The organism is Defluviimonas aquaemixtae, from assembly GCF_900302475.1.
Lineage (GTDB): Bacteria > Pseudomonadota > Alphaproteobacteria > Rhodobacterales > Rhodobacteraceae > Albidovulum > Albidovulum aquaemixtae.
Genome location: NZ_OMOQ01000001.1, coordinates 1698533 through 1724441 on the forward strand (window position 1 = coordinate 1698533; position 25909 = coordinate 1724441).

The 25909-nt window shown below is 64.4% G+C and carries 25 protein-coding genes; 9 read left to right on the plus strand and 16 right to left on the minus strand.

Annotated elements, in window-relative coordinates:
* Positions 1–15: 15 nt before the first annotated feature.
* The 3 genes from DEA8626_RS08265 to DEA8626_RS21305 form a co-directional block, all read right to left on the minus strand.
* Positions 16–966, minus strand: a complete 951-nt coding sequence (locus DEA8626_RS08265; protein WP_108852519.1) for an ABC transporter substrate-binding protein — start codon at positions 964–966, stop codon at positions 16–18.
* A 69-nt stretch (positions 967–1035) separates the two neighbouring features.
* Positions 1036–2403 carry a trimethylamine monooxygenase gene (locus DEA8626_RS08270; protein ID WP_181366388.1) on the minus strand — a complete coding sequence of 456 codons (1368 nt, stop codon included), beginning with the start codon at positions 2401–2403 and terminating at the stop codon, positions 1036–1038.
* Positions 2404–2431: 28 nt separating this feature from the next.
* The gene (locus tag DEA8626_RS21305) at positions 2432–2815 is read right to left on the minus strand and encodes a hypothetical protein (protein WP_245890801.1); all 384 of its coding nucleotides are present in this window, start codon (positions 2813–2815) and stop codon (positions 2432–2434) included.
* A gap of 57 nt (positions 2816–2872) precedes the next feature.
* Here DEA8626_RS21305 and DEA8626_RS21590 point away from each other — a divergent pair, with 57 nt between their 5' ends.
* Positions 2873–3001: a hypothetical protein gene (locus tag DEA8626_RS21590; protein ID WP_281261489.1), complete on the plus strand. Its 129-nt coding sequence runs from the start codon at positions 2873–2875 to the stop codon at positions 2999–3001.
* Positions 3002–3149: 148 nt separating this feature from the next.
* Here DEA8626_RS21590 and DEA8626_RS08280 read toward each other — a convergent pair whose 3' ends face one another.
* The 6 genes from DEA8626_RS08280 to DEA8626_RS08305 form a co-directional block, all read right to left on the minus strand.
* Complete coding sequence (locus DEA8626_RS08280) at positions 3150–3998, minus strand: carbon-nitrogen hydrolase family protein (RefSeq protein ID WP_108852520.1); 849 nt, start codon at positions 3996–3998, stop codon at positions 3150–3152.
* A gap of 1 nt (position 3999) precedes the next feature.
* On the minus strand, positions 4000–4413 hold the full coding sequence (locus tag DEA8626_RS08285) for a hypothetical protein (protein ID WP_108852521.1): 414 nt from the start codon (positions 4411–4413) through the stop codon (positions 4000–4002).
* 10 nt (positions 4414–4423) lie between these two features.
* Positions 4424–5788, minus strand: coding sequence for an FMN-binding glutamate synthase family protein (locus DEA8626_RS08290; protein WP_108852522.1), 1365 nt, complete (start codon positions 5786–5788; stop codon positions 4424–4426).
* A gap of 22 nt (positions 5789–5810) precedes the next feature.
* On the minus strand, positions 5811–6680 hold the full coding sequence (locus DEA8626_RS08295; RefSeq protein WP_108852523.1) for a GltB/FmdC/FwdC-like GXGXG domain-containing protein: 870 nt from the start codon (positions 6678–6680) through the stop codon (positions 5811–5813).
* A complete protein-coding gene (locus tag DEA8626_RS08300) occupies positions 6668–7606 on the minus strand; it encodes a class II glutamine amidotransferase domain-containing protein (protein WP_108852524.1) in 939 nt (312 codons plus the stop codon). Before DEA8626_RS08300 ends, DEA8626_RS08295 begins: the two co-directional genes overlap by 13 nt.
* 76 nt (positions 7607–7682) lie before the next feature.
* Positions 7683–9188, minus strand: a complete 1506-nt coding sequence (locus tag DEA8626_RS08305) for a glutamine synthetase family protein (protein ID WP_108852525.1) — start codon at positions 9186–9188, stop codon at positions 7683–7685.
* Between the two features lie 411 nt (positions 9189–9599).
* Here DEA8626_RS08305 and DEA8626_RS08310 point away from each other — a divergent pair, with 411 nt between their 5' ends.
* Positions 9600–10274: a FadR/GntR family transcriptional regulator gene (locus DEA8626_RS08310; protein WP_108853380.1), complete on the plus strand. Its 675-nt coding sequence runs from the start codon at positions 9600–9602 to the stop codon at positions 10272–10274.
* 72 nt (positions 10275–10346) lie between these two features.
* On the opposite strand, the gene DEA8626_RS08315 is transcribed toward DEA8626_RS08310, so the two are convergent.
* A complete protein-coding gene (locus tag DEA8626_RS08315) occupies positions 10347–11069 on the minus strand; it encodes a type 1 glutamine amidotransferase (RefSeq protein WP_245890802.1) in 723 nt (240 codons plus the stop codon).
* Between the two features lie 16 nt (positions 11070–11085).
* Positions 11086–11973: a GlxA family transcriptional regulator gene (locus DEA8626_RS08320; RefSeq protein ID WP_245890803.1), complete on the minus strand. Its 888-nt coding sequence runs from the start codon at positions 11971–11973 to the stop codon at positions 11086–11088.
* Positions 11974–12128: 155 nt separating this feature from the next.
* On the opposite strand from DEA8626_RS08320, the gene DEA8626_RS08325 reads away from it, so the two are divergent.
* From DEA8626_RS08325 to DEA8626_RS08355, 7 genes are all read left to right on the plus strand, one after another.
* Positions 12129–13379 carry a sarcosine oxidase subunit beta family protein gene (locus DEA8626_RS08325; RefSeq protein ID WP_108852527.1) on the plus strand — a complete coding sequence of 417 codons (1251 nt, stop codon included), beginning with the start codon at positions 12129–12131 and terminating at the stop codon, positions 13377–13379.
* 12 nt (positions 13380–13391) lie between these two features.
* Positions 13392–13679: a sarcosine oxidase subunit delta gene (locus tag DEA8626_RS08330; RefSeq protein WP_108852528.1), complete on the plus strand. Its 288-nt coding sequence runs from the start codon at positions 13392–13394 to the stop codon at positions 13677–13679.
* Positions 13676–16615 carry a sarcosine oxidase subunit alpha family protein gene (locus tag DEA8626_RS08335; protein WP_108852529.1) on the plus strand — a complete coding sequence of 980 codons (2940 nt, stop codon included), beginning with the start codon at positions 13676–13678 and terminating at the stop codon, positions 16613–16615. Before DEA8626_RS08330 ends, DEA8626_RS08335 begins: the two co-directional genes overlap by 4 nt.
* Positions 16608–17174 carry a sarcosine oxidase subunit gamma gene (locus tag DEA8626_RS08340; RefSeq protein WP_108852530.1) on the plus strand — a complete coding sequence of 189 codons (567 nt, stop codon included), beginning with the start codon at positions 16608–16610 and terminating at the stop codon, positions 17172–17174. Before DEA8626_RS08335 ends, DEA8626_RS08340 begins: the two co-directional genes overlap by 8 nt.
* A 246-nt stretch (positions 17175–17420) precedes the next feature.
* Positions 17421–18425 (plus strand): TRAP transporter substrate-binding protein, encoded by a 1005-nt coding sequence (locus DEA8626_RS08345; protein WP_108852531.1) that lies wholly within the window; start codon positions 17421–17423, stop codon positions 18423–18425.
* An 86-nt stretch (positions 18426–18511) separates the two neighbouring features.
* Positions 18512–19138, plus strand: a complete 627-nt coding sequence (locus DEA8626_RS08350) for a TRAP transporter small permease (RefSeq protein ID WP_108852532.1) — start codon at positions 18512–18514, stop codon at positions 19136–19138.
* 3 nt (positions 19139–19141) lie between these two features.
* A complete protein-coding gene (locus DEA8626_RS08355) occupies positions 19142–20518 on the plus strand; it encodes a TRAP transporter large permease (RefSeq protein WP_108852533.1) in 1377 nt (458 codons plus the stop codon).
* A gap of 113 nt (positions 20519–20631) precedes the next feature.
* Here DEA8626_RS08355 and DEA8626_RS08360 read toward each other — a convergent pair whose 3' ends face one another.
* The 5 genes from DEA8626_RS08360 to DEA8626_RS08385 form a co-directional block, all read right to left on the minus strand.
* The gene (locus DEA8626_RS08360; RefSeq protein ID WP_108852534.1) at positions 20632–21633 is read right to left on the minus strand and encodes an aldose epimerase family protein; all 1002 of its coding nucleotides are present in this window, start codon (positions 21631–21633) and stop codon (positions 20632–20634) included.
* Between the two features lie 610 nt (positions 21634–22243).
* Positions 22244–23725: a S8 family serine peptidase gene (locus DEA8626_RS08365; protein ID WP_181366389.1), complete on the minus strand. Its 1482-nt coding sequence runs from the start codon at positions 23723–23725 to the stop codon at positions 22244–22246.
* Positions 23722–24306 carry an anti-sigma factor family protein gene (locus DEA8626_RS08375; protein WP_146188849.1) on the minus strand — a complete coding sequence of 195 codons (585 nt, stop codon included), beginning with the start codon at positions 24304–24306 and terminating at the stop codon, positions 23722–23724. The genes DEA8626_RS08365 and DEA8626_RS08375 overlap by 4 nt, the downstream gene beginning before the upstream one ends.
* A complete protein-coding gene (locus DEA8626_RS08380; protein WP_181366390.1) occupies positions 24306–24860 on the minus strand; it encodes an RNA polymerase sigma factor in 555 nt (184 codons plus the stop codon). Before DEA8626_RS08380 ends, DEA8626_RS08375 begins: the two co-directional genes overlap by 1 nt.
* 137 nt (positions 24861–24997) lie before the next feature.
* Complete coding sequence (locus tag DEA8626_RS08385; protein WP_108852538.1) at positions 24998–25906, minus strand: FAD:protein FMN transferase; 909 nt, start codon at positions 25904–25906, stop codon at positions 24998–25000.
* Positions 25907–25909 lie beyond the last annotated feature (3 nt).

Below are 25909 nucleotides of genomic sequence, written 5' to 3' on the forward strand. Positions count from 1 at the left end.
AGCGGTCGCCGGCTATCAGCTGGCCCCGTCGACCCAGGGCCGCCACAGGTCCTGATTGTCTTCCAGCCAGACCTCGGCAGCTTCTTCGGGTTCCATCTCGTCGATATCGACAAGCTTGGCCATTTCTGCGATCTGCGCATTGGTGAAGCTGATTTGCGTCAGCACATTGTAGGCAGCGGGCCACTTTTCCTCGAAGCCGTCCCAGGCGGCCTTCTTCAGATAGCCGTTGGCCGGGTTGCCGCAATCGTAGGTGGCGTCGGGATTCGGCCCGACCGCAGGATCGACATCGCAGCCGTCGACCCATTGCGGAAACTCGACGAACTCGCCGGGCCAGACCGCTTCGGCGAAGTTCGGCGTCCAGTTGAAGACGACGACGGGCTTCTTGTCGGCTTCCGCTGCGCCAATCTCGGCCCAGAGCGCCGCAGCCGAGCCCGCGTTCACCACGACGAAGTTCATGTCGAGCGAGTCGACACGCTCCTGGTCGTGCTTCAGCCAGTCGACCGGCCCGCCGAGGAACCGGCCCTTGTCGCCGGTTTCAGGCGTCGCGAACGCCGCGGCGCATTCATTGAGCGCTTCCCAACTCGGCAGGCCTGGGCAGGACTCCTTGGTCCAGGCAGGATACCACCAATCCTCGCGCGTCACGGCGTCATGGTCGCCCGCATCGTGCAGACCGCCCTTTTCCAGCGCCTCGCGGAACGACTTGCCGAACGCGCCTTCCCAGACCTCCATTTCGAGATGCACGTCACCCAAGCGAACTGACTCGTAGACCGCCTGACTGTCGGTCGTCACATACTCAACGTGGTTGCCCATCTCCTCGAAGATCTGACCCACCACGTTGCTCATCACGATCTGGCTGGACCAGTTGTGGATCGGGATAATGATGGGGTCGCTGCTGTCCTGAGCGAATGTTGACGCCGGCACCACTGCCAACGCGGCGGCCACAAGGCCGTTTGCAGTCCATTTCATCGTTCTCTTTCTCCCTATTGCGTTGCGACGTGGATGCCGCACTGGTTACTGCTCGGGTCTCGCCTGCGTCTAGCCCGCAATCTTCTGACCCGTCTTCGCGGGCTCTGTCTGAAGATAATCCTCGAGGCTGTCGTCCAGCGCCTTCACCCACGGTGTGTGGTGCGGCGGCGCCATCGCGCCCGTCATCGGGCTGACGTAGCCGTGGTCACGGAACGTCATGATTCCTTCCTTCTTGTGCTTCTTCCACTGGTAAAACGCCTTGTTGGCGGCCTCGACATCGAAGCTCGGATAGTCGGTTTCGCCGATCAATTCCTGCGTATAGGCGCCCTGGTAGGCGATGCAGGCATAGTCGTCGGCTAGCGCGTCCTCGTCGGCCTGGCGCTTCTTCCAGTCGGCCTCCATGGTCTTGGCCTCCGGCAGCTCGATCCGTCCGAGGATCGCGTCGCGGACCCACCAGGCCTGGGCGTCGAACATGTTGAAAGTGAACCACTGGTCCTGCATGCCCAGGTAGAAGAGCGCGGGGTTATTCACCCAGACCACGCCCTTGTAGAGATCTGTCGCGGCGAGCCGGTTGGCCGTGCTCAGCCTCAGATCGTCGGGCAGGAAATTGAAGTGGTGCTTGTAACCCGTGCACAGGATGATCGCGTCGACCTCTTTCGAGGTCCCGTCCTTGAAGTACGCCGTGCGCCCCTCGACCTTCACGAGCGCGGGCACCTCCTGCCAGTTGTCGGGCCACTTGAAGCCCATGGGGGCCGTGCGATGTGCCACGGTGACAGACTTGCAGCCGTATTTCCAGCACTGGCTGCCGATATCCTCGGCCGAGTAGGACGTGCCGAGGATCAAGATGTCCTTGCCGGTGAATTCGCGCGCGTCGCGGAAATCGTGGGCGTGGAGGATGCGCCCCCGGAAGCTCTCGAATCCGGGATAGTGGGGCACGTTCGGCATCGAGAAGTGTCCCGTGGCGACGATCACGTTATCGAAGATCTCGCGGGTCTCCTTGTCGGTCGCGCAATCGCGCGCCGTCACCTCGAACTTGCCGTTATCGAAGCGCACGTCGCGTACGACCGTGTTGAACCTTATCTTGTCGCGGACGCCCGCCTTCTTCACGCGGCCCTCGATGTAGTCGAACAGGACCGCGCGCGGGGGGTAGGAGGCGATCGGCTTTCCGAAATGCTCATCGAAGGTGTAGTCGGCGAATTCCAGACCTTCCTTGGGGCCGTTCGACCACAGGTAGCGGTACATCGAGGCGTGGTTCGGATTGCCGTGCTCATCGACGCCGGTGCGCCAGTCGTAGCGCCAGAGCCCGCCCCAGTCGGCCTGCTTTTCGTAGCAGACAATCTCGGGCATGTCGGCCCCCTTCGCGGCGGCGGACTGGAATGCCCTGAGCTGGGCGAGACCCGACGGCCCGGCACCGATGATGCAAATACGTTCTTTCATGATGTAACCTCCCAGCTGATCTCGCTTGCTAGCTTCCCGTTCGCGCGTTTCGGATGGAGCCCGGCATGGGATCGGCGCTTGATCGTTGCCAGTCAGGTTCAAAGCCAAGCACTTCGGTCTTGCCCGGCAAACCCGGATTGAAAAGTCGGTTGTGCGCCATCGTCGCCTGGTAAAGCGGGTTGCGCGGCGCGAGCTTCCAGACCCGGCATTTAAGGTCGAAGCGTTGCGAGAAGGCATCGAACACGAGGCGGACTGCTTCAGCCGCACGGATCGTTGCCGCGCCGGGAGATACCGGCGGAAAGGTCGCTGTCAGAATATCTGAGAACTCGTGCGCCTTCTGGTAGTAGGCGGAACCCAGGAACCGGATTGCCTGCTCGCGCCGCTGTGCCGGATCATTGGTCTTGGCGCTCATGTGTGTAAGCTCGGGTGTGAGCGAATGCCCCGGCGCCTTGTTCAGGACGGTGATGACATGGCCCAGAGGCACGTCGTCGTCGCCGAGGAACACCGCCGGCATGATCCCGTCATCGGGCCGGCCGTCTCGCTCGCGCACCGCGAACTGCCTGACGCGGCACTGCCACTTCAGGAAGGCATCGCGTAGCGGATGCGGGTCGGGATCGAGTCCGAACTGTCGGTGCAGATCCGGTGCTATCGGCGTGGCTCCTTTCTTTCTGGTCGCCCGCTGTGCGTGCGGGGCGTTCATTCGTTTGCGCCCCAGGAATGCGGGACGGATTGAAAGTGGGTCTTGTTTAGCTCGCCAGCGCGTCCTCTGTTGTCTCCAAACGAATGGTGCGGTCGTGCGAAAGGCTCGGGATGCGTGACCGGGCTGACTCGACCCTGTCGAGTTCGATCTGCGCATGAACGACGCCGGGCAAGGTTCCGCCATCCGCGATCACCTCACCCCACGGATTCACGACAAGCGAATGACCGTAGCTTTCGCCGCCGCCCGGAATCGGACCGATCGCGCAGGCGGAGACGACGAAGCAGGTATTCTCGATGGCGCGTGCGCGGTTCAGCACATGCCAATGCGCCTCGCCGGTACGGCGCGTGAAGGCAGCTGGGCAACAGATGATCTCGGCCCCAGCCTTTGCGAGCGTGCGGAAAAGTTGCGGGAAGCGCAGGTCATAGCAGATTGTGTGGCCGATCCGGGCGAAGGGCGTGTCGTGCAGGACGGCGCGGCGGCCAGGCGCGACCGTCGCGCTTTCGCGGTAGGTCTCGGTTTCGGAAAGCGTGATGTCGAAGAGGTGGATCTTGTCATAGCGGCCACGGATATCGCCACGATCGTCGAGCATGTATCCCCGGTTGTAGATGCGCTCATCGGGTCCGTCGACCGCGATCGAGCCGACATTGATCCACACCCCTCGCCGCGCGGCGAGTTCCCGGAACTCGGTCAGCACCAGATGCTTCGCCTCTGGTGCCGAGGGCGGCGCCAGCCTTGGGCCATCGGACCGCAGCCCGCCGCAGTACTCGGGAAGAAACAGCACTTCCGCGCCCGACCGGATCGCCGCTTCGGCCAGCGGCAGCGCCTCGTCCAGAGCCGCACGAAAGTCCGGCATCGGCCGGGTCTGGAGGCAAGCTATGTTGAGCGGGCGCGGCATGTCAGAACTTCATATACGCCTTTCTGAGCGTCACCAGGGGATGCCGGTCCGACATCTGGAACTTCAGGAGAAGCTCGCGTGCGATCATGTCGCGGTCCTGCTGGTTATCCGGCAAGTCGATGGAGTCGGGTATCCGGACCCAGCCGTTGTTGTTGCGGTCGAAGACCGCGGCCGAGCCCTCCTCGTAGCCCATATGGACGTCTTCGAGCCAGTTGAGGTCATCCCAGCCCATCACCTCCATGTACTTCTTCAGGAACGGGGTGATCCGGTCGTAATCAGGCACGAGGTTCACGTCATAGCGGTAGCCGATATGCTGACCGATCTCCTTCTCGCGCTGGGATTCGAGACCCGCCGAGTCCTTCAGGAACTGGTCGACATCCTTGATCTCGGAACCGCGGTACTGTGTTCCAGCCATGGCGTCCTCCTTACAGGTGGTGGTAGTCGGCGACGCCGACCGTGTGGTTGGTGCCGGCGAGCGGCACGCCCGCCATCGCACTCGCCTCCATCGTCAGCGCGGCGAGGTCCTCGGGCTCCAGCGAATGGAGGTTGGTCTTGCCGCAGGCGCGCGCGAAGAGCTGCGCCTCGATCGTGAGCGTATGGAGGAAGTTGTAGACCCGCTCGGCGGCCGCGTCGGGATCGAGCCGTTCGCGCAGCTTCGGGTCCTGTGTCGCTACGCCGACCGGGCAGCGCCCCGTGTGACAGTGGTAGCAATGGCCCGGTTCCGTGCCAATCTCCTCGGGATAGTTGGCCTCGGGGATGTCCTTGTTGCAGTTCAAGGCCATCATCGCCGAATGGCCGATGGCGATGGCGTCGGCGCCGAGCGCGATCGCCTTGGCGACGTCCGCGCCATTCCGGATGCCGCCGGCATAGACGAGGCTGATCTCGCCCCGCTTGCCGAGGTCGTCGATCGCCTTTCGCGCCTGGCGGATCGCGGCGATGCCGGGCACGCCGGTATCCTCGGTCGCGAGGTGCGGACCGGCGCCGGTCGAGCCCTCCATCCCGTCGATGTAGATCGAGTCGGGATCGCATTTCACCGCCATCCGCACGTCGTCATAGACCCGCGCCGCGCCGAGCTTGAGCTGGATCGGGATTTGCCAGTCGGTTGCCTCGCGGATCTCCTGGATCTTGAGCGCGAGGTCGTCCGGCCCCAGCCAGTCCGGGTGCCGGGCGGGCGAGCGCTGGTCGATGCCGGCGGGAAGCGAGCGCATCTCGGCCACCTGGTCGGTGACCTTCTGGCCCATGAGGTGTCCGCCGAGGCCGACCTTGCAGCCCTGGCCAATGAAGAACTCGCAGCCATCGGCGAGGATCAGGTGATTCGGGTTGAAGCCGTAGCGCGACTGGATGCACTGGTAGAACCATTTCGACGAGAACCGCCGTTCGTCGGGGATCATGCCGCCCTCGCCCGAACAGGTCGCGGTGCCCGCCATCGTGGCGCCCCGCGCGAGCGCGGTCTTCGCCTCGTAGCTGAGCGCGCCGAAGGACATGCCGGTGATGTAGACGGGAATGTCCAGCTCCAGCGGACGCTTGGCGCGCGGCCCGATCACCGTCTTGGTCTCGCATTTCTCGCGATAGCCCTCGATGACGAAGCGCGTGAGCGTTCCGGGCAGGAAGGTCAGGTCGTCCCAGTGCGGGATCTTCTTGAAGAGCGAGAAGCCCCGCATCCGGTAGCGTCCCAACTCGGCCTTGACGTGAATGTCGTCGATGACTCTGGGCGGGAAGATGAAGGAGTCGCCCAGACGGTAGGTGTCGCGTCCAATGGGCTTTTTTTGGGTCGGGCTGCCATCGGCCATGTTTTCGTTCCTTTCGACAGCGTCAGAGGATGAGTTTCTTCTCGGTCGGTTCGAGATTGTCGTAGTTCCAGAGTTGCTTGCCCGCGACGATCTTGGTGAAGTGATCGACGCCCTTTTGAGGCATCAGCCCGTACTGGGTGAGCTTGCGGGTCAGCCACTTCTTGTCGAGATCGGTCAGTTCGGCCTCGACGGCATCGACGCCCAACGACTTGATCTCGCCGCCGACATAGATCGTGCCGTCGTACATCGAGTCGCCGAGGTTCTTGCCGGCATTGCCGCACACGACCATCCGGCCGCGCTGCATCATGAAGCCCGACAGAGCCCCGGTATCGCCGCCGACAAGTATCGTTCCGCCCTTCATGTCGATGCCGGTGCGCGACCCGACCGATCCCCTGCAGACGAGATCGCCGCCGCGGAGCGCCGCCCCAAAGGTGGAGCCCGCGTTCTTCTCGATGACGATCGTGCCCGACATCATGTTTTCGCCGCAGGACCAGCCGACGCGGCCGTTGATCCGCACGTTCGGCCCGTCGATCAGGCCGACGCCGAAATAGCCGCACGACCCTTCGATGATCAGGTTGAGGCGGCTGAGGATGCCGACGCCGAGCGAATGCTTGCCGCGCGGGTTCTTGAGCACGATCGTGCCGTAGCCCTCGCCCATCAGGTCTCGGATCTTGGCATTGACCTCGGTCGTAGTCATGTCGTCGGTGTCGATTTCGGTCCGCTTGTTGAAGTCGACGTCGGGCGCCCAGGGATAGGTGAACCGTTCCTCAGCCTCGGGGTCGAACTCGATATAGAGCGTCTTGCCGGTAAGCTGCTCTGTCCGCATTCCGAGCGCCGTGACACGCTCTTCCTGGCTCATCTTCTTGAGGTCGGCGTCACTCACGCTTGCCATACCCGAACCTCCTCGTCGTAGGGATCATAGGTGTCGATTTCCTGGGGAAGGATCGCCCGGATCGCGACCTCTTCGGAGGCCATGGCGATCAGGTCGTCGCTTTCGTAGAGCACCAGCGGCTTCGCGGCCATCGTGTCTTTGGCCATGCCGAGCTGGTCCTTGGTGGCCACGAGATAGGTGAACACCCCGTCGATCTCGCTGATCGACTTCTTAAGCGAATCCTCGAGGCTCATGCCGTTCTTGAGGTTGTGGGCGGTGTAGACCGCCAGAAGCTCGCTGTCGCAGTTCGACTGGAACCGGTGGCCCTTGCGCTCCATCTCGCGGCGCATGATCCAGTAGTTGGTGATCTGGCCGTTATGGACGACGCTGATGTCGTTGTAGGGGAAGGCCCAGTAGGGGTGGGCGGACTTGATGTCGACGTCCGATTCCGTCGCCATTCTTGTGTGGCCGATCCCGTGAGTTCCGGTGAAGTCGTTGAGCCCGTAGGCGCCCGCCACGTCGCTCGCGTCGCCGAGGTCCTTGATCAGTTCGAGACCGTTGCCCATTGACAGGATCTCGGTGCCCTTGTCCTCCTCGATATGAGTCGCCATCGCGGCGGTGTCGCCGTCGTGGCTGAGGACGTAGCGAAGCGCGTATTCGCGGATCGCCTCCTTGGACTTCACCTTCGCGCCGTGCTCGGCAAGGATCTCGTCCACCCGCGCGATGCGGTCGGCGATCAGCTTGTGGACGCCGTGACCGGTCTTGCGGTCCTCGGCCTCCGCGACCTTGATCCGCATGATGTAGTCCTTGGGGTCGCCGCCCTCGCCGTAGACCGCATAGCCGGTCGAATCCGGGCCGCGGTGCTTCAGGGCCTGCAACATCGCGGTCATCTCGCCGCCCACGTTGGAGCTCTTACCCCTGTGGATAATTCCAGCAATTCCACACATTTAGCTGCGTCTCCTCGTGTGAATATTCGGCGGCGGGCGCGGTCAGCCGCGACCCGCCGTCAGATTGCAGTTTTACCTAGGGCAGGCACTCCATGTACCTGTCTTTGTCCCATTCGGTGACGGTCGACATGAAGCGCGCCCATTCGTCAGTTTTGTATTCGTCGTAGAGCCGGTACATCTCGCCGGGCAGGCCGCGCTGGACGACCTCGCTCTTGCGCAGGTGGTCGAGCGCCTCGCCGAGCGACATCGGAAGCTTCTTGACTTTCTTGCCGGCCGCCATCGCGTCGTAGATGTTGCGCTCTTCCGGCTTGCCGGGATCGAGATTGTTGTCCAGCCCGTCATCCATCGCGGCCAGCAGGCAGGTCCCCATGAGATACGGGTTCACCATTGAGTCGACCGAACGGTATTCGAACCGGCCCGGCGCCGAGACGCGCAGCCCCGTCGTGCGGTTCTGGAAGCCCCAGTCCGAGAAGACCGGCGCCCAGAAGCCAGTGTCCCAAAGCCGGCGGTACGAGTTCACGGTCGAACAGCCGATCGCGGTCAGCGCTTGCAGATGTTTCACCACGCCGCCGATCGCCTTCAGGCCCTCCTTGCCCGGCATCTGAGGATCGTCCGTGTCAGGCATGAACGTGTTGTCGCCACCCCTGACATACATGTAGTTATCTTCCATGCCGGGCAGCTTCTTCTTGTCATTGCCGCAGGGCGCGAATTCATCCTTGCCGCCATGCCAGAGGCTCATGTTGTGATGGCAGCCCGAGGCCGATACGCCCATGAAGGGCTTGGTCATGAAGCAGGCGAAAATGCCGTTTTCGCGCGCGACCTGGGCGCAGATCTGGCGGTAGGTCGTCAGCCGGTCGGCATTCCTGAGGACGTCGTCGAACATCCAGTTGAGTTCGAGCTGGCCCGGCGCATCCTCGTGGTCGCCCTGGATCATGTCGAGGCCCATCTTGCGGGAGTAACGGATGACTTGGAGCGAGACGGGACGCAGCTTCTCGAACTGGTCGATGTGATAGCAATATGGCTTCGAGTAGCCGTCGCGCGGCTTGCCGTCCTCGTCGAACTTCAGCCACATCATCTCGGGTTCGGTCCCGATCCGAAGCATGGTGCCGTGCTTCTTGGTGAACTCCGCGTGCATGCGCCTCAGGTTGCCACGGCAGTCTGAGGTCAGGTAGCCGCCGGGATCGACCTTCTCCTCGCGGTTGCGGAAAAGCGTGCAATAGAAGCGGCCGATCTGCGGCGCCCAGGGCAGCTGCATGAAGGTCTCGGGCTCGGGAATACCGACAAGTTCAGCGGCCTCGGGTCCGTAGCCCAGATATTCTCCCGCACGGTTGGTGAAAAGGTTGACGGTCGCGCCGTAGACAAGCTGGAAGCCCTTTTTCGCGACGTTTTCCCAGTGATCGGCGGGGATCCCCTTCCCCATCACCTTGCCGGTCACGGAGACGAACTGGAGGTAGAGATATTCAATCCCCAGTTCGTTTATCTTGGCACGAACCTGCTTGATCTTGTCGTCCCGCCCTTTGGCGTTCACGAATGATTCGAGATCCGTCGATGTCTGCTTCCTGCTTGACGAATTCTTAGGCACTTACTCTCTCCCTGTTGTATCGGCCTTATCAGCTCTTCGTTTTCACAGCCGTTCCGGTTCACGGCGATGATCATCTTCTCGGTTACGGGCTGTGCGACTCCGGGTGCAGTCATCCCAGCACCTCGCCATCGAGACCCTTCAAGGTGATATTCTTCGGCAGGTACAGCATGTTCTCGAAGTCGCGGACCGAGGGCCGAGCCCGACGACGAAGAACTTCGCATGCACAGGAAACGTCATCGACTTCATCCCCCCGGCTGGCCGTGCATTTCATCGCCACGCTGAGTCTGCGCAACGACAGGCACATTGACGCAGATTCGGACCAATAATCAACCTTTTTTAAGCCAAACCGCTAGATTTTCTCTGTCATACGTGTATATTGGATCAGAATTGGGCTACAAGGACTACAAAACCATGGCCAGAATGGGTTCCGCTGACATCGCCGCACTCATGCGCCGGGAAATCGCGAAGGGCACGTATCAACGCCACGACCGGCTGCCGGCATCGCGGAAACTTGCTGAGCTTTATGGCGTCGCACGCAACACCTTGCGGGACGCGTTGGGTCAGCTTGAGGCCGAAGGGTTTCTGGAAACACGGCCCGGCAGCGGCACATACATAACGTTTCAGCGCGACGAGGTTTCAGCCGAGGCGGTCGCCAATGCAAGCCCACTCGAGCTCATCGACGCGCGGTTTGCGCTCGAGCCGCACGTCTGTCGGCTTTGCGTGCTCCACGGCAGGCGCGAAGACTTTGACCGGCTCGATGAGCTTTGCACGCGGATGGAGGCGTCCGTCGACGATCCCGTAGCCTTTGCCGAGGCCGATAGCGAGTTTCACCGGACGCTGGCGGAGACGACGCGCAACGCGCTTCTCATCTGGATCATCCGTCAGATCAACCGCGTCCGGTCGATGGATGAATGGACGCGCATGCGGCACCTTACGCTCGACCCGTCGATTATCGCCACCTACAATCTTCAGCACCGCCAGATCCTGAATGCGATCCGGTCGCGCGAACCCGAGCGGGCGACCGCGCACATGAAGGAGCATCTGGAGACCGCGCGCCTGTCGCTGACGCGCGCCGCGGACACCTAACAGAATTCACGCTAGTCGGGTCGCCTCAGTATCCCATCTATTGGAACAAGTCGGTCGCGCGCACGCCGCCCCTCACGCCTGCGCGGCAGTCTGCAGCCAGTTGATGTAAAGCCGCTCCGCCATTTCGTTGAAAGCAGAAAGCCTGTCCTCGACATCTGAGGCGAGGCGCTCCGCGCCGCCTACACCCAGCGCACGGTCGAGGGCCGCCGCGTATTCAGGAATCGCAGCCCAATTCGTCACGGTGTCGGCCTCGACCTCGACGTGGAATTGCGCCGAATAGGCGCGCGGGCCCCATTTCATCGCCTGCACCGTGCAGGCGGGCGACGTCGCGAGGCACTGCGCACCGGCAGGCATCCGCGTCACCTCCGCCGAGTGCCATTGCAGCGTGTGGAAACGCTCCGGCAGGCCATCGAAGAGGACGCCTTCCGCGCCGGCCTCGGTCAGTCGCACCTCCATGACCCCGATCTCAGGCGTCTTCGCGGGCCCCACTTCTCCTCCAAGCGCCTCGGCCAGAAGCTGGTGTCCGAGGCAGAGACCGAGAAATGGCAACCCCCTGCCCTCTACCGCATCACGGATGAACGCCTTTTCCTCAACCAGCCAGGGATGGTCGCGCTCCTGCCAGACATCCATTGGCCCGCCCATAACCCACAGGCCATCGTAGCCGTCGATGGCTGGCAGCGCGTCGCCGGCATCAAGCTCCACCGTGTCGTAGACGTGACCGTCATCGGCGAGGAAAGACCGGAAGATGCCGGGATGTTCGACATCGACATGTTGAAGGACGAGCAGTCTCACCATGGCCCCCTCTGAGGTATCAGCGCCGCACCTTTGAGGGCGGCATACCATACCGTTCCGAAAATGCCCGCGAGAAATGCGCCGATCCCGCGAAGCCGGTGGCGAGCGCGATCTCGGTCAGCGGCAATGGCGACGCACCTAAGAGGTGCTGCGCCACGTCAAGACGGATCGCGCGGTAATAGGTCATCGTGCTCTGACCAAAGCGGTCGCGAAACAGTCGGTTGAGCTGGCGCGCCGACACGCCCGCGATCGCCGCGAGCTGCGGCAGGCTCAGCGGGTCGGCGACATGATCCTCCATCGCCGACACCGCGTCGAGGATGGGGGCCGAGCTGGTGCCGATGCGCTCGACGAGGCCGGAACGCTGCGGATCGGCCGAGGCGCGGATGCGGGTATGGAGGAACCAGTCGCTGACGAGCCGCGCGAAGGCGCCGCCGTGATGCTCCGAGATCAGCGCGTGCATGAGATCGAGGGGAGCGGTCCCCCCGCCGCAGGTCACGCGGTCGCGGTCGATGACATAGAGCCGGCGCTCCACGACGAGGCCCGGCGACATCTCGGCGAGCACCGGCGCGTGCTCCCAGTGGACGGTCATCCGGCGCCCCTCCATCAGCCCGGCCATGGCGAGGATCACGGGCCCGCCCGAGACGCCGCCGAGCTGCACGCCGCGCCGCGCCATGCGCTTCAGCCAGCCGAGCGCCTCCGGGTCGCGAAAGCTCGCCGGGTCGCCGCCGGCGATGACCATGAGGAGATCGAGCGCGGGCATGTCGCCCACGCGCTGCGACGCCGCGACGCTCGCCGCGCCCGAGCTTCCGACCTGCGCGCCATCTCCGAAATGGATGACGTCGTAGAGCGGCCGCCGGGCGAGGAGATTCGCGGCCCGCAGCGGCTCCACCGTGCAGGCATAAGACATGAGCGCGAATCCCGGGACCGGGAAGATTCCGATGCGAAACTGAGACGGTGGAGAGCCAATCGCGGCCATAACGTACAAATGAACGTCCGTTTCGGAAAAGTCGAGTCGGGCTTTCGGATGGAATGCTGGGTTGATCTAAAGAAGCGGGCGGCGAGATGCGCTATTCGGCATTCAGGATCTTCACGGAAGGGCTGACCGGCAACAAGGGCTGGAAGCCGGTCTGGCGCGAGCCCGATCCCAAGCCGGAATACGACGTCGTGATCGTCGGCGGCGGCGGGCACGGACTGTCGACCGCCTACTACCTCGCCAAAGAGTTCGGCGTCACCAATGTCGCGGTGGTCGAGAAGGGCTGGCTCGGCTCCGGCAATATCGGGCGGAACACGACGATCGTGCGGTCGAACTACCTCCTGGAGGGCAACCAGCCGTTCTACGAGCTCTCGATGAAGCTCTGGGAGGGGCTGGAGCAGGATTTCAATTACAACGCGATGGTCAGCCAGCGCGGCATCCTGAACCTGATCCACAGCGACCCGCAGCGCGACGCCTTCGCCCGGCGTGCCAATGCGATGCGGCTCTCGGGCGCGGATTCGGAGCTTCTCGACCGGGACGGCATCCGCAAGATGTGCCCGTTTCTCGACTTCGACAATGCCCGCTTCCCGATCCAGGGCGCGCTCTGGCAACGTCGGGGGGGCACCGTGCGCCACGACGCGGTCGCCTGGGGCTATGCGCGCGGCGCGGACAGCCGTGGCGTAGACATCATCCAGAATTGCGAGGTCACGGGCTTCCAGATCGAGAACGGCGCGTGCCGCGGCGTCGAAACGTCCCGCGGCGCAATCCGCGCCCGCAAGGTCGCCGTCTGCGTGGCCGGATCATCCTCCCGGGTCATGGCCAAGGCAGGGATGCGGTTGCCGATCGAAAGCCATGTTCTTCAGGCTTTCGTTTCCGAAGGCATGAAACCCGTCATCCCCGGGGTCATCACCTTCGGCGCGGGACATTTCTATGTGAGCCAGTCCGACAAGGGCGGGCTCGTCTTCGGCGGCGATATCGACGGCTACAACACCTATGCCCAGCGCGGCAACCTCCCGGTCGTCGAGGATGTCTGCGAAGGGGGCATGGCGATCATGCCGATGATCGGGCGTGCGCGGCTTCTCAGGATGTGGGGCGGCGTGATGGACATGTCGATGGACGGCTCGCCCTTCATCGACAGGACCCATATCGACGGGCTCTACTTCAACGGCGGCTGGTGCTACGGCGGCTTCAAGGCGACGCCCGCCTCCGGCTACTGCTACGCCCATCTTCTGGCCACCGACCGCCCGCACGAGACCGCGAAGCACTACCGGCTCGGCCGGTTCCGCCGCGGCGCGCCGATCGACGAAAAGGGCCAGGGCGCCCAGCCGAACCTGCACTGAGGAGGGAACGAGATGATCATAAACCACCCCCTTCTCGGCCCGCGTGACGCGGCGGAGTTCGTCTACAAGGGCGATGCGAGCCTCATCGACCGGCCTGACGGCATGGCCGACGGCGTCGAGGAGGCGTTTCACGACTATGCCTATCTGCGCGACAATCCGGCGGGCGAGCATCAGGAGCTCTGGTATCACGAACAGGGCGACCGCTCGTGGCTCGTCGTCACGCGCGACACGCTGACGCACGAGATTACCAAGGTGGAACTCGCCCGCGATGTGGCCCGCGCGCGGGGGCGGTCGAGATGAGCCAGACGCACCGGATCGGCGGCGGCCTCATCGACCGCAGCCAGACGCTGAACTTCGCCTGGAACGGCCGGAAGATGCAGGGCCATCCCGGCGACACGCTCGCCTCGGCGCTTCTGGCGAACGGCGAACACTTCGTCGCGCGTTCGTTCAAGTATCACCGCCCGCGCGGCATCTTCTCCGCCGGGTCGGAGGAGCCGAACGCGCTCGTCCAGCTGCGCAAGGGCGCGGCGCAGGAGCCGAACACCCGCGCCACCGTCGCCGAACTGTTCGACGGGCTCGACGCCACCAGCCAGAACCATCGCGGGCCGTTGAAATGGGACCTTCTGAGCTTCAACGACCTCATGGCGCCGTTCTTCTCAGCGGGATTCTACTACAAAACCTTCATGTGGCCCGCCGCGTTCTGGGAAAAGGTCTACGAACCGGCGATCCGCGCCTCGGCCGGTCTTGGGCGGCTCTCGATGGAGCCGGACCCGGACGTCTACGACCACGGCTTCCTGCATTGCGACCTTCTGGTGATCGGCGCGGGACCTGCGGGCCTCTCGGCGGCGCTCGCGGCGGGACGCGCCAGCGCGCGGGTGATCCTCGCGGACGAGGATTTCCGCATGGGCGGGCGGCTCAATGCCGAGACGCTCGAGGTCGCGGGCATGGCCGGGGCGGACTGGGCCGCCGAGGCCGTCGCCGAGCTTCAGGCGATGGAGAATGTGCGGCTTATGACCCGCACCACGGTCTACGGCGCTTATGACCACGGCATCTACGGCGCGGTGGAACGGAGGACGGACCACCTGCCCCGCTCGGACGGCAAGCCGCGCCAGGTGCTCTGGCGGATCTATTCCCGCCGCGCGGTGCTGACTGCGGGCGCCACCGAGCGGAGCATCGCGTTTGCCAACAACGACCGCCCCGGCGTGATGCTCGCGGGCGCGGTCCGGGCCTACGCCAACCGCTGGGGTGTGGCCCCCGGCAAACGCGTCGCGGTCTTCACCAACAACGACGACGGCTGGCGCACGGCTACGGACCTTCAGGCGAGGGGCGTCGAGGTCGCCGCCGTGATCGACTCCCGCGACGGCGCGGGCCACACGCTGGCCGGGGCGCTCGTCGCGACCGGCAGCGCCGTCGCCGACACGTCGGGCCGTCACGGCCTCAACGCCATCACGCTCACCAACGGTCAGCGGATCGAGGCCGACTGCCTCGCCGTCGCGGGCGGCTGGTCGCCGAACGTCCATCTCACCTGCCACCATCGCGGCCGACCGGTCTGGCGCGAGGACATCGCGGCCTTCACCCCCGGCGGCGAGCTGCCGCCCGGTATGACAGTCGCGGGCGCTGCGAAGGGCACGCTGACGCTCGCGGCCGCGCTGGTCGAGGGCTGGGCCGCCGCCGAGGCCGCCGTCAAGGACATGGGCCTCACGCCCGCCAAGGCCGTCACGCCGAAGGCGGAGGACGAGGCGGCCGACATCACCCCCTTCTGGCACGTCGCGGGCAAGAAACGCGCCTGGGTCGACCTCCAGAACGACGTGACCTCGAAGGACGTGAAGCAGTCTCAGCGCGAGGGCTTCCGCTCCGTCGAGCTTCTCAAGCGCTACACGACGCTCGGCATGGCGACCGATCAGGGCAAGACGGCCAACGTTCTCGGCCTCGCTATCCTCGCTGAGGCGGCGGGCAAATCGATCCCGGAGACCGGCACCACGATCTTCCGCCCGCCCTATACGCCCGTCCCGATCGGAACATTTGCCGGCCGCGCGCGAGGACGTGACTTCCGCCCCTACCGCCTCACGCCCAGCCACGAATGGGCGAAGGAGAACGGAGCGACCTTCGTCGAGACCGGCATGTGGCTCCGCGCCCAGTGGTTCGCCCGTCCCGGCGAAAAGGGCTGGCGCGACAGCGTCGACCGCGAGGTCGAGATGACCCGCCGGTCCGTGGGGATCTGCGACGTCACCACGCTCGGCAAGATCGACATTCAGGGCCGCGATGCCGCGGAGTTCCTGAACCGCGTTTACGCGAACCCGTTCCTCAAGCTCCCTGTCGGCAAGGTCCGCTATGGCCTGATGCTGCGCGAGGACGGGTTCGCGTACGATGACGGCACCACCGCGCGGCTCTCCGAGACGCATTTCGTCATGACGACGACCACGGCGAACGCGGTCGCGGTCTTCCGCAACCTCGAATTCGCGCGGCAGTGTCTCTGGCCCGATCTCGACGTGCACCTGATCTCGACGACCGACGGCTGGGCGCAGTTCGCGGTCGCCGGGCCGATGAGCCGGGCGCTCTTGCAGAAGGTGGTGGACGACCTCGACCTGTCGAACGACGCCTTCCCCTTCATGGCCTGCGCGGAGCGCACGGTCTTCGGCGGCACCCCGGCGCGGCTCTTCCGCATCTCGTTCTCGGGCGAACTGGCTTACGAGATTGCCGTTCCCGCCCGCTACGGCGACGCCATGGTCCGCGCGCTGATGAAGGTGGGAGAGCAGTTCGACGCGGTGCCTTACGGCACCGAGGCGCTCGGGGTGATGCGGATCGAGAAGGGCCATGCGGCGGGCAACGAGCTGAACGGCCAGAGCACGGCCGCGATGCTCGGCCTCGGCGGGATGGTGTCGAAGACGAAGGACTCGATCGGCTCGAAACTCTCGGAACGCGACGAGATGAACCGCGAGGACGATCTCAGGCTCGTGGGCTTCCACCCGGTCGACAAGGCGGTGCTTCTGAACGCAGGCGCGCATTTCCTGACGAAGGGCGATCCGGAGGACATGGCGCACGATCAGGGCTGGATGACCTCGGTCGCCTTTTCTCCTGAGCTCGGCCACTCCGTCGGCCTCGGTTTCCTCAAGCGCGGCAAGGAGCGGATGGGCGAGATCGTGCGCGCCTACGATCCGGTGCGCGGCAAGGACACGCTGGTCGAGGTCGTCTCGCCGCACCACGTCGACCCGGAAGGAGACCGCCAGCGTGCCTGAGATCGTGCTGACTGCCACGCCCGCGCTCGCGGGCACCGACCTCCGCTTCGGCGAAAACCGCATCCGGTCGCGCGACGACCTCGCGCTCGTCTCGGTCGCGGTGCCGCTCGGCGCGGAGGACGCGGTGAAGGACGCCTTCGCCAGGGCCTGGAGCATCGACCTGCCCGGCTCGCGCGACAGCACGGGATCGGACGAGATGCGCGCCTTGCGCACCACGCCCGATCAGATGATGGTCGTCTTCCCCCATGCGACGCCCGACGCGGAGCCGGTCGTGCAGGCGGCCCTGGGCGGGGCGGCCTACACCACGGACCAGACCGATGTCTGGGCCGTGCTCGAACTGTCCGGACCGGGCGTTCGCGCGGCGCTCGAACGTCTCTGCCCGCTCGACCTCTCCGTCGCCGCCTTCTCCGAAGGCGCCTTCGCGCGGACCGTGATGGAGCACATGGGCGCGCTTATCCTCAGGATCGGCGCCGACCGGTTCCTGCTGATGTCGGCGCGTTCCTCGGCGGGTTCGTTCCTGCACGCGGTCAAGACCTCCTTCGCCTACACGACAGACTGAGCGGTGGCGCCCAGCCGGGTGGTCAGGAGTGCCGCTTGCCGACATCGCCGCCGCAACGGACCTTGGCCAGCGGGTGGATGGAATTCCAACGCGCGGCTCAAAGTGAAATGCGGCCAGAAAAATCGCAATGCGTCCATGCAGCAGTTGCATGGCGCGCCCGGATGCGCACTAATCCTTCGCAGTCGCATCAGAAGCGGCAGTGCCGGACCGGAAAACGGCCGGTACAAACCGAACAGGAGGAAATCAATGCGTATACAACATCTGCTTGCCGCAGCCGCCAGCGTTCTTGCGCTTTCGTCGGGCGCAGCTTTTGCGAGCTGCGAAGACGGGGAAACACTGGTGAAATTCGCCCACGTCACAAACTCGGACAAGCACCCCAAGGGCATCGCCGCCCAGCTCTTCGCGGACCGCGTCAACGAGGAGATGAACGGCAAGGCTTGCGTCGAGGTCTATCCGAACTCGACGCTTTACGACGACGACAAGGTGCTCGAGGCGATGCTTCTCGGCGACGTGCAGATGGCCGCGCCGTCCCTGTCGAAATTCGAGACCTTCACCAAGAAGCTGCGCCTCTTCGACCTGCCATTCGTCTTCAACGACATCGCGTCGGTCGACCGCTATCAGGCCTCCGAGGACGGCCAGGCGCTTCTGACCTCGATGACGCGCAAGGGACTTCTGGGCCTCGCCTACTGGCATTCCGGCATGAAGCAGATGTCGGCGAGCAAACCGCTGCTGCTGCCCGAGGATGCGAAGGGGCTGAAGTTCCGCATCCAGCCGTCGGACGTGCTTCAGGCGCAGTTCGAGGCGCTCGGCGCCAACCCGCAGAAGATGGCCTTCTCGGAAGTCTACGGCGCGCTTCAGACGGGCGTTGTGGACGGCCAGGAGAACACCTGGTCGAACATCTACGGCCAGAAGTTCTTCGAAGTGCAGGACGGCATCACCGAGACCAACCACGGCGTGCTCGACTATATGGTCGTCGTATCGAACGACTGGTGGGAAGGCCTGCCGGAAGACGTTCGCACCGGCCTGAAGACCATCATGGACGAAGTGACGGCCGAGCGGAACGCCGCCGTGACCCAAGTCGAGGAGGAATCCAAGCAGGCCATCATCGCGACCGGCGCTGAGGTGCGGGAGCTTACCCCCGAGCAGCGCGACGCCTGGGTCGAGGCGATGAAGCCCGTCTGGGAGAAGTTCTCGGGCGAGATCGGCCAAGACGTCATCGACAGCGCCGTGACTTATAACGTCATGAACTGACGACGCCGGGGCCCGTCGCAACCACGCCGATGGGCCCCGCGCATCAGAGCCGGGCGAAGTGACCCGGCCTCGGGGAGGGGAAGTGCATGCACAAGACGCCGAAAGGCCCGGTGGGGCGGTTCATCAACTCAATCGAGGAGACGCTTATCGCGTTGCTTCTCGGCCTCATGACAGTGATCACCTTCGCAAATGTGATCGCCCGCTATGTACTCAACACCAACCTGCTCTGGGCGCTTGAGGCGACGGTCTTCCTTTTCGCCTGGCTGGTGCTTCTGGGCGCGTCCTATGTCGTGAAGATCTCAGGCCACCTCGGCGTTGACGTGGTCGCGCGGATGATGTCGGCGCCCCGGCGACGGGTGATGACGCTCGTTGCGGCGGCGATCTGCATCGTCTACGCGCTGCTATTGCTTATCGGTTCCTGGACCTACTGGTCGCCGTTCATTGGCCAGCAGGCCTGGTACGAGGTGAACGACATTCTCATGCCCGACTGGCTGCGTTTCATAGAGCCGATCATGAACGAGGGCGAGCCCTACGAGAAGCTTCCCCGCTTCATCCCCTACGCCGCCCTGCCGATTGGCATGGCGCTCTTGACGTTTCGCTTCGTGCAGGCCGCCTGGCGGGTCTGGACCGGCGAGGGCGATCTGCTGATTGCCAGCCACGAGGCCGAGGACATGGTCGAGGAAGCCGCGGGCGCAGCGGATCGGGAGCTCTGAGCCATGGATATCGTCTTCCTCTTCACCATGGTCATCGGCTTCATGCTGATCGGGGTTCCGATCGCGGTCAGCCTCGGCCTGTCGTCGATCATCTTCATGCTGATGCTTTCGGACACATCGCTCGCCTCGATCGCTCAGCAGCTCTTCAACGCCTTCGCGGGGCACTACACGCTTCTCGCGATCCCATTCTTCATTCTGGCTTCGTCCTTCATGTCGACGGGCGGCGTGGCCAAGCGGATCATCCGCTTCGCGATCGCGGTTGTCGGTCACTTTCGGGGCGGGCTCGCCATGGCGGCGGTTTTTGCCTGCATGATGTTCGCGGCTCTCTCCGGCTCGTCACCCGCGACGGTCGTCGCCATCGGCTCGATCTGTATCGCCGGGATGCGGCAGGTCGGCTATTCCAAGGACTTCGCGGCGGGCGTCATCTGCAACGCGGGCACGCTCGGCATCCTGATCCCGCCGTCGATCGTGATGGTCGTCTATGCAGCTTCGGTCGATGTCTCGGTCGGCCGGATGTTCCTTGCCGGCGTCGTGCCGGGACTGCTCGCCGGCCTGATGCTCATGATCGGCATCTACATCGCCGCGCGGGTGAAGGGCCTGCCGGCCCAGCCATGGGCAGGCTGGGGTGAGGTCTTCGCCTCTGCGCGTGATGCGGGCTGGGGGCTCTTCCTCATCGTCATCATCCTCGGCGGCATTTATGGCGGCGTGTTCACTCCGACCGAGGCGGCCGCGGTCGCGGCGGTCTATGCCTTCCTCATCGCGAATTTCGTCTATCGCGACATGGGGCCGCTTCACGCGCCGAATTCGGATCACAACATCTCGCTCCTGAAGCGTCCATGGGCGCTTCTGACTGCCCTCATCCACCCGGATGTGAAGCACGTGCTCTTCGAATCCGGCAAGGTCACGATCATGCTGATGTTCATCATCGCCAACGCGCTGATCCTCAAGCACGTGCTGACCGACGAGCAGATACCTCAGGCGATCACGAAGGCGCTTCTCGATGCCGGCTTCGGGCCGGTGATGTTCCTGATCGCGGTCAACGTGATCCTCTTGATCGGCGGTCAGTTCATGGAACCTTCGGGCCTCATCGTGATCGTCGCACCACTTGTCTTCCCGATCGCGATCGAGCTCGGCATCGACCCGATCCATCTCGGAATCATCATGGTCGTGAACATGGAGATCGGGATGATCACGCCGCCTGTGGGCCTTAACCTCTTTGTAACATCGAGCGTGGCCAGCATGCCGATGATGGACGTCGTGCGCGCGGCGCTGCCGTGGCTCGGCATCCTGTTCCTGTTCCTGATCATCGTGACTTACGTTCCGTTCGTCTCAACATGGCTGCCGACCACATTCATGGGTCCCGAACTGATCATCCGATGATCGGCTTCGCGCAGGCGCTTTAGAAACGCGGCCGGGCCAGATGAAGGGCCCGACCGCTCATTGCGCAATGTTGACAGAGGTTTGGGTGGAGATATTCAAGTCTCACTTTCGGCTCACCCCGGTCGCCTCGTGAAGACGAACTGCGTGTGCTGAACGTAAAGAGAACCGGGCCGCAGCAACGGCTGCGGCCAGTCCGGATGATGGATCGCGTCAGGCCAGACCTGCGGCTCCAGCGCGATCCCCGCATGCGGCCCCATCCTACGCCCTCCGAGCCCGGGCACTGGCACGTCGAGAGCCGCGGCGTCATAGACTTGAAGCCCCGGCTCGGTTGTCTTGACACGCATGCGGACATCCCCGGCAGACAGCTCCGCGACGTCCCGTAGCGCGACGCGGTCGGATGACAGGCAGAAGTTGTGGTCGATTCCCAGGCCCGCGTCGCGAAGCAACGCGCCCGAGCGGAAATCGAACGGCGTGCCCGTGACTGTTGCGGTCTCGCCGGTCGGGATCAGTTCGGCATCGACAGGAAGGTAGCGATCGGCAGCGACCGTCAGGTAGTGGCCGAGGATGTCCGGACTCCCGTCGAGATTGAAGTAGCTGTGATGGGCGAGATTGCACAGCGTTGCGCGGTCGGTCTCGGCCGTCATTCGGATATCGAGAACCCCGCCCGGCCCTAAATGGAATCGAACTTCTATCCGCATCGCACCGGGGTAGCCCATCTCTCCATCCTCGAGCCGGATGGAGAGCGTCGCGCTATCGAGCGACACCTCGTCGAAGGTCCAGAGCCGCACACCGATACCACGGCTTCCGCCATGCAGGTGGTGCTTTCCCAAGTTGTTGCGGTCGAGGTTGTGTTCCGCGCCGTCAAGCGCGAACTTCGCACCAGCGATGCGGTTGGCCGACCGCCCGACCGTCGCGCCGAAATATGGCGAATGGGCGAGATAGTGGTCGAGCGCCTCGAAACCCAGAACCAGCGGTGGCGCATGTCCGTCGAGCCGAAGGTCCTGAACCACTGCTCCGAAACTTAGAACCTTCGCCGTCAGCCCGCCACCTTGGATCACCGCACGCTCGACCGCACGTCCGTCAGGCATGCGTCCAAAAACCTCGCGCTCCGCCATGACTTGCCTCCGATCGCGGGCGAGCGCCCGGCCATGCCGTTGTCCATTTAACCTCATAGCAGTCGCGGAAGTAGATCGCATCCACGGATGGCCGCCCCGCCAGGCAAAGCTGCGACCCGTCACCTTTCCGAGGTTGTTGAAGCGAACTGTTTGGACGTCCCGGAAGCGCTCCGGCCGCGCCGACGCAAAGGGAAATGGCCGGCGCGAACCTTCGGGCGATCCCGAAGTCACACCGGCCATCCCGCCAGATCATTGATCGGACTACTCTTCAAACACAAGCAACAGCACGCAACATCGACCAACACCTGGGATGTGAGTGGCGACTAGTGACGTCGAACCCGGCAACCAACGCCGCGGCGCCAGGTTTCGACAAGACCCGAAACTGTGAAAACTCGTTAACAACCCCTAACACCTTGTATCTGTTAGTCGTGGTGGGCGGAGAATCGTTCAAAAAAAAATCGCATCTTTTTTGGGAACGTCTCGGCGTGCACTGCAGCGCGCGCCGGTGGGTGTTTTTATCTAATATATTCAGTTTGTTGAAGACGCATCCGAGCGTGGCGCGCAGCTGTCTGGCGCGGAGATAATGTCCACTCAGGCGAGACGGAACTCTTTAGCAGTCCCCAAGCCGGACAAGGCCCCAGCCGTATTCGTCATCCCGCCCCGGCGCGCCGAGGTCCTCGGCCCGCGCCGCGAGCGACCGTTCGATGGCCTCCCTCGTGTGGTTTCCGCGGGCGACTTCATGCGCGACGAGCGCCGTCGCGATGGCGGCGGCGTAGGACGTACCGGAACGGTAGCTCTGCCCGCCCGGTCCGGCGACGAGCACATCGACTCCAGGCGCGGCGAAATCGATCTCGCGTCCCGCATTCGCTGAGATGAAGCGGCGCTTGCGGGCGTCGACCGCAGTGACGGAGATCACATGGGGGTCGGCTGCCGGGAAGGCGACGCGGTCGCGGCCGTCGTTGCCAGCGGCCGCCACGAGGATCAGGCCCCGCGCATCCGCCATCGACATGAGTTCGGCCAGCACGGAGTTTCTCGGCCCGGCTAGCGACATGTTCACGACGTCGACACTTTGGCCGATCATCCAGTCGACAGCCGCGATGAGGTGATCGAGCCGCATCTCGTTGCTGCTGCCATTCCGCGAAAACGCCACAGCGAGAAAAATCTGCGCGCCTGGTGCGATCCCGGCCGGCGGCCCTGTCTTCGGGTTCGCCGCGATCAGCGAGACAAGCCCTGTCGCATGTCCGGTCCCGGCCACGTCCTCGTCCACGTCAAGTACTGACCGGGTGACGATCGGAACATCAACAAGGGCCGCATTCGAGGCATCCGCCGGTCCGTCGATCAGACCGATTCTGACCGGACGGCCGAGTCTGCACGTTGCGCGCTCGGGCAACCCGACCATGCGTTGGGCGTAGCTCCGGCCCGGCCCGGCCATGGCGAATAGCGTGTTGCGGTCGAGCTTCACGACGATGCCTTTTCGAGCCAGCCGCGCACGAAGGATCGGCGGAGTCATGAGGGCTCCGATATCGACGGCGGAGACGACGATGCCAAGCGTGCCGAGGCTCTGCCGGCGCAGGATCTCACCATTTATGTCGACGATCTCACGCTCCGCGCGCCCGACGTCGGCCGCCTGTCCGACGATGAGGAATTCGGGTCGCCCGCTCGGAAGCGCGCGTTCGTGCCGCGACGCGGGCGCCACCATGGAACCCGCGCGATCATCCCGCCCGTCGCGGTCCTTCACTCGCGTGCTCGGTTGGTTAGGTTCCGGCTCCGGTTCGGGTTCCGGCTCCGGTTCGGGTTCCGGTTCCGGTTCCGGTTCCGGTTCGGGTTCGGGTTCGGGCACTGGTTCGGGCTCGGGTTCCGGTTCCGGTTCGGGTTCGGACTCCGGCTCGGGCTCCGGTTCGGGCGCGGGGTCGGGCCCCGGACCAGGATCCGGCGCAGGGCCCGGATCGGGTGAAGGTTCCCCCTCGCCCCCGCTCTCGGCCACGAGTTGGATCAGAGGGGTTGCTTGGGGCTTGTCCGGCGCGCCTGCCCGGGCTGCCCATGTCGCCGACAGCGTGCAGACCGCGATCAGCCACGCCCGGTGCCATGTCATTCCGTGGCGTCCACGCTTTCGACGACGTCGGTCATGTTCGACAGGGCGGCCATGATCGCGCCCATATCCTGCGCCTCGGGCACCGCGACGCGATACAGTCCGATAGCGGAGGGGCCATCGATGATCGTCACGTCGAGCCCTAATAGCAGTGCCGATATCTGCTGCTCCTGCGCCGACGGCCGGAATGCAACAACCAGGACCCGGGCGCTCGCATCGGCCCCGGCCTGTACGAAACGCGGCTCCCGGTCGTTCATCGACAGGTAGATCAGCGAGCCGAAGACGAACATCGCGGCGGCGACCGATGTCGCCACCATGCCGATCCTGGGACGGCGGGGCGCAGCCGGGCGTCCATCGATCTCCCGTCTGAGCCGCGCGAGCCCGAATTCGCCCGGTGTGTAGTCGACTTCGTCCTCCTTTACCGCTCCGCGAATGAGGTTCAAAAGCTCCACCTCCCGACGCAAAGCCTCATCCACGGACAACAGCGCCTCGACCTCGGCCCGTTCCTCGGCGTCGAGCGTATCGTTCACGTAGAACGGCAACAGCTCCGAAACTCTTTCTTTACTATCCAGTTTACTCGTCATTAGCGCATTTCCGCTTTCAATCGGGCCGACAGGCATCGCATGAGAAGCTGCTTGGCATGGAAAACCCGCGATTTCACCGTGCCTTCGGGCACACCCGTCACCGATGAGATGTCACGATAGCTCATGTCCTCGTAGAACGTGAGTTCGATGGCGAGCCGGTGCTCTGCCTTGAGCGTGTCGAGACACAGACGAATGGCCTGCGACTGCTGGGCGGCCAGCAGGCACGCCTCGGCATCGGGCCGGCTGTCGATCTGTTCAGGCACTTCCTCCTCAAATGTCAGCCTTCCCTGCTGTCTAAAGGCATCAACGACCTTTCGATAGGCGATCGCGAAAACCCAGGTACGCACGCTCGATCGTTTCTGAAACGCCCCGGCACCGCGCCAGACTTCCAGAAAGACCTCATGGACTATGTCGGCCGAACGGAACGGATCGTTCAATTTAAGTCGGACAAATCGGAAAAGCGGACCCTCCATCTCCCGGTAGAAGCGCTCAAAAGCCTCCCGGTCCCGGCGGCCGATGGCCGCCACGAGGCTTTCGAGGTCGTCCGATTGCATATGGCGGTCGTGTTGCATGCGCACGACGCTATGAAACCCGCATGACGATCATTTGTCATCGAAATTCGCGCGCCTGCGTCGGCGCGAGGGCCAAAAGTGCCACAACGTGTCTGCCGCCGCACGCGAGGCACGGCGCGCTAGGCAGCGACGGCTGCCACGACCGAAACTCCGCGGAACGTCCGCACGGTGGCATCGATCGCGGCGCGGTCGCTCATCAGACATGCCGCGGTCGACAGCGAGTCGGCCAGACCGGCGGAAGAGGCCGAGAGCGAGACGCTGCGCCAGACCGGGGCAGCGGGACGACCGGTCGCAGGGTTCAGAATGTGGCCCACCTTTCCCGCCGCGTCGAAGACCGTGCCGAGCGGAGCCGAGGTCGCGAGCGCCCTGCCCAGCAGGCCGATCTGCCCGCGCGACGCAAGCCGGACGGGCCAGTGGTTGCCGTCCGGATGCCCGCCAAGCGCGCGAAGTTCGCCCGTGTCGATCAGGATGTCGGTCAGGCCCTCCGCCGACAGAAGCGCCGCCACCCGGTCGGCAATGTAGCCTTGCGCGATTCCGTTCAGCGTAAGCGCCATGCCCGGGCGCAGGCGGATCTCCGAGCTGTCGAACGTGACGCCCGCCCATCCGACCCGCGCGCGGACCGCGTCGATTTCCGCCGCGTCCGGCAGGCGGCCCTTGACCGCCGTCTCGGCGTAAAGCGCCCAGAGCGGCTGGATCGTCGGATCGAACAGCCCACCGGTCGCGCGATGCGCATGCTTGGCCAGCGACAGGCATTCGAGAAGCTCCAAGTGCGGCGCCGCCAAGCGGCCGTCCCGGTTGAGTCGGGAAAGCGCCGAATCCGGGCGGTATAGGCTGAAGATGTCCTCCAGCCGGTCGATCTCGGCCATGGCATTTGCGGTGATCGCCGCCGCATCGGGATGGACGAGGCGGATCGTTGCGCGGGCGCCGAGCGCGGTCCCCGTCCAAACATGCAACGCCTCCGCACGGGCCGAGAGCGGCAGGCTCGCACTGGCGGCGGTGACGGCGAGAAAGCGGCGGCGGGTCAGCATCGG